4 protein-coding genes are annotated in these 3,327 nt (G+C 59.7%); 1 reads left to right on the forward strand and 3 read right to left on the reverse strand.

Annotation, left to right across the window (positions count from 1 at the left end; translation table 11 throughout):
- The 3 genes from WBB85_RS20505 to WBB85_RS20515 all read right to left on the reverse strand — a co-directional run.
- Positions 1–633 (reverse strand): N-6 DNA methylase (locus tag WBB85_RS20505; RefSeq protein WP_432640440.1); only part of this gene is annotated, 633 nt, incomplete at its 3' end.
- On the reverse strand, positions 630–839 hold the full coding sequence (locus WBB85_RS20510; RefSeq protein WP_432640441.1) for a hypothetical protein: 210 nt from the start codon (positions 837–839) through the stop codon (positions 630–632). The genes WBB85_RS20505 and WBB85_RS20510, both read right to left, overlap by 4 nt.
- Positions 840–1,021: 182 nt before the next feature.
- Positions 1,022–1,156 (reverse strand): hypothetical protein, encoded by a 135-nt coding sequence (locus WBB85_RS20515; protein ID WP_432640442.1) that lies wholly within the window; start codon positions 1,154–1,156, stop codon positions 1,022–1,024.
- 750 nt (positions 1,157–1,906) lie between these two features.
- On the opposite strand from WBB85_RS20515, the gene WBB85_RS20520 reads away from it, so the two are divergent.
- The gene (locus WBB85_RS20520) at positions 1,907–3,085 is read left to right on the forward strand and encodes a formylglycine-generating enzyme family protein (protein ID WP_432640443.1); all 1,179 of its coding nucleotides are present in this window, start codon (positions 1,907–1,909) and stop codon (positions 3,083–3,085) included.
- Positions 3,086–3,327: the final 242 nt, after the last annotated feature.

Here is a 3,327-nt window from a genome sequence, read left to right on the forward strand (position 1 = left end):
GTCGAAACGCTCAAGTGAGAGGCTGTTGCCGTGAATGACCACGCCTGCGATGCCGCGCAGTGCGGTTTGAATATAGCACATATGGAATGTGGACCGGTTCAGCTCGACCGCCTCAACCCAAAGCTGCCGGGCGGGGTCGATCCCTTGCGCTTCCAGCGTATCGGCAGCCGCGATCACCATGCACCCCGCTCCGGCGGCGGGTTCGCCAAGAGTGAGAAAGCCATGTTCCGCAACGATACCGCGTGCGTCTCCGAGGCTCATTTCGGCATTCAGGCGGCTGATTTCATAGGGTGTGAAGAACTGCCCCATATCGCTGTCAAGCGCGCCAATCTCACCCGCAACCCTACCGAGGAAGTCGATGCCCCCCAGGTTCAGGGCGAGGACGGCCATGCTCAGAAGCTCGGGCATCTTTCGGACGTCATCCTTGTTCCGGTAGCGCCCAACCACCTCCATATAATTTGCCTCGCGCCGCTCGGCCTCTTCCGCGTTCTGGGCGGCAGTCTTGGCCAGAGTGCAAAAGGCCAGTTCGCAGAAATCGCGGAATACTTCTGTCCGGCTTTTGGAGCCGTCAATATCCGCCATGCACCGCACGAATCTGGCGACCCTACCGGACGCCTCGCTCTGGGCGGTCATTGGACCCGCTCCGCCAGATAGGCCCCGTGGGCAATCGTGTCGCAATCCCCAAAATCCAGATCATGCTTATCGGCCATGTGACGCAGATCAGCGAGGGCATGGGTCAAAAGGCGGTGGATTTCGTCGGCATCATCAGGATAGGCGGCGGCGAGTGCGGACAGGATGCTGTCTGCCTGAATGTCGGGGACATTGTTGCTATCATTCATGGCTGCGCGCCCCTCAGAACGAGAGTGCGGCAAAGACCGGCCAGAACGGCGGCAAGCTCGGTGCGGTTCAATCCTGAACCTGCGGGAGGGTAGGGGGCACTCATGCCCCCGCCTCCGTCCAGTCTGTCGCCCAACTGTCCATCGTGGCGATGGTTCTCCCGTCGGGGTCGATCAGGCGCAAGTCAGGCTTGATCGTAGCAGCGGCGTGGTAATAGACGGCCCATCATGCGGAGCGTGTTTTCGCTGGTCGAATAGATGGCCTGCGGCTCGGTCTGGCCTTCATGTTCAGCCAAAAGAGAAAAGAGACGTCCGGACATAAACTGTCCTCCTTGGGGTGATGCCCCTTCCGGTCTGGTGCCGAAAATCGGGGCGGGGTTTCTGGCGAGGAAGCGCGAAGCGCGCCCCTCTCCTGAAAGCCTGCCTCCCGGCGAGGGCAGGGGGGGAACCGCCGCAATGAGAAAATCAAGCAGACAAGGGGGTGGTGCGGCCCGCAGCCGCAGGCGAGGACACGGCCCCGCAGGATGCGCAGTATTTTCTTGTTGCGGTGGGGGACCGGCGGTCCCCAATACGGACGCGCTCTTGGCGCGGCCCAGGGATGCGGGCGGCGTTCGGCTTGCCCGACCCCCCCGCCAACGTGATCGCCGCGCTTGTGTCAGATGCCAAGCAAAACCGACTTTTGCCTCACATAGCTGACCCAGTGAGTGGTTGGCTGACTTCTTGCCCCAGTGATCGTAACCCGAAGGGCGCATCGGCGCGGACCAGGACGACCATGGCCGAAGGCTCGCACACTGGCTCGGAGAGACAGGGCGCGGGCCATTCGGACAGGAAGGATGGGCCGGGACGTTGCGGGCGGAAGCCGGTTAGCCGGCTGTAGCCTAGAGCGCGGTGACACGTCCAAAGGACGGGGCAGGGGCCAAGCGGCCACTCAGGGTCGGCGCGGCGATCGGCCGGTTTGAGCCCAGATTGTCGGATTGCTGCAGTGCAGCCAACGTCTCCTTTGCCGAAGCCATGAAAACGCCATACGAACAGACTAGATCGGCGCCAAAATTCAAGCTTCGGAGTGTCTGATGCGCAGTCTTGTCGGCCTTTTGGGCTTAACATGTTTCATGGCAATGGGGATTGGCGCATCCGCGGAGGAAATTTATCTGACGGCCACCGGTGACAGGGTGAGCGCCCTCGACGTATTCCAGGACTGCGACGACTGCCCAGAAATGATAGTCTTGCCATTGGGCCAGTTTCAGATGGGATCGTCTGTGGGGGAGGCACTCGCCGCGGAAAGACGGTTCTTTGCAAACCAGAATGTCGATCCCGCTTCTTACGAAGAAAAGCTCAGGCAGGCCTTGATCGATCTTGGCATCGATCCAGATCACCCTGAAGAAGCGTTACTGAAGTACTACGCCAGCGGGCACGTCAATCGCCACGAAGACCCCCAGTACTCGGTAAACCCAATGCTCCACGAAGTGCCGGTCCATCAGGTCTCCATTGATCTGCCAATCGCGATGGGACGCAATGAAGTGACACGCGAAGAATGGGCCGCTTGCGTCGAGGATGGCGGCTGCGAACAGGGGCAAAGGGACATCCCGGTATACGACTATGTCGCGTGCGAGAGAACCTCGGGCTGTGTGCCCACGCCAGACGCGCGTGTCGCGTTCCGACATCAGCAAAATCCACCCAAAACACATCCGCGTGGCCCAAGGGTGGGAGTTACCTTCTATGAAGCGATGGAATATGCTGCGTGGCTGAACAAGAAAATCGGTGCCAACGTGTATCGCGTCCCGACCGAGGCTGAATGGGAGTATGCAGCGCGGTCTGAAACAACAACGAGGTTCGCACAGGGTGACACTCTGACATTGGACCAAGCGAATTATTTGGTGGCTCGGCGCGACATCGTGGATGGCGAATACGTTTGGGAACACGACCTTGGGAGCGCACATGACCTTTTGCCGGTCGACCTCCTCGACGCTGCAAATGATTGGGGACTACGACATATGTCTGGCAACGCTTCCGAGTTCACGAGCACCTGTGGAGACGGCCCCCACCGCGGCTTGACATCGTCCAGTGCATACATTGCTGCCGACTCAGATCGCACAGACTGTAAGCGCTCCGTGAAAGGTGGCAGCTACAATGGAAACGTCGAATTGGCACGACCCGCGCGGCGTGTTCCGCTTCCCAGCGATCATTGGTCGCCATCAGTTGGATTTCGGGTGGTTAGGGACTTAACGCCTGTTTCTGACTCCTGGAACTAGAACGTAAACAGTCAAAAGCGGTCGTTGACGATGTTATTGGCAGTGTCCGCTCTGTCCGCGGCTTGACCCTTGGCGATTGCAAGGGCGAAGGCTCGGTCTGGGTCAGAATTGCGTAAAACGGCCCATTGATCAGTTTCAGAAAACCCGCTGTATCGAGTCATAGATGCGGGACGTTCCACAGCTTGCGCGGGGATCTCCGAACCCTCTTTCGCCAGAGGATTCCAGCCTTGCCACGGTCAGGT

Source organism: Albidovulum sp. (assembly GCF_049646345.1).
Lineage (GTDB): Bacteria > Pseudomonadota > Alphaproteobacteria > Rhodobacterales > Rhodobacteraceae > Albidovulum.

Excerpts from the sequence above, each read along its gene's own strand:
- WBB85_RS20510 (WP_432640441.1), bottom strand. The coding sequence starts at position 839 with ATGAATGATAGCAACAATGTCCCCGACATTCAGGCAGACAGCATCCTG.
- WBB85_RS20515 (WP_432640442.1), bottom strand. The coding sequence starts at position 1,156 with ATGTCCGGACGTCTCTTTTCTCTTTTGGCTGAACATGAAGGCCAGACC.
- WBB85_RS20520 (WP_432640443.1), top strand. The coding sequence starts at position 1,907 with ATGCGCAGTCTTGTCGGCCTTTTGGGCTTAACATGTTTCATGGCAATG.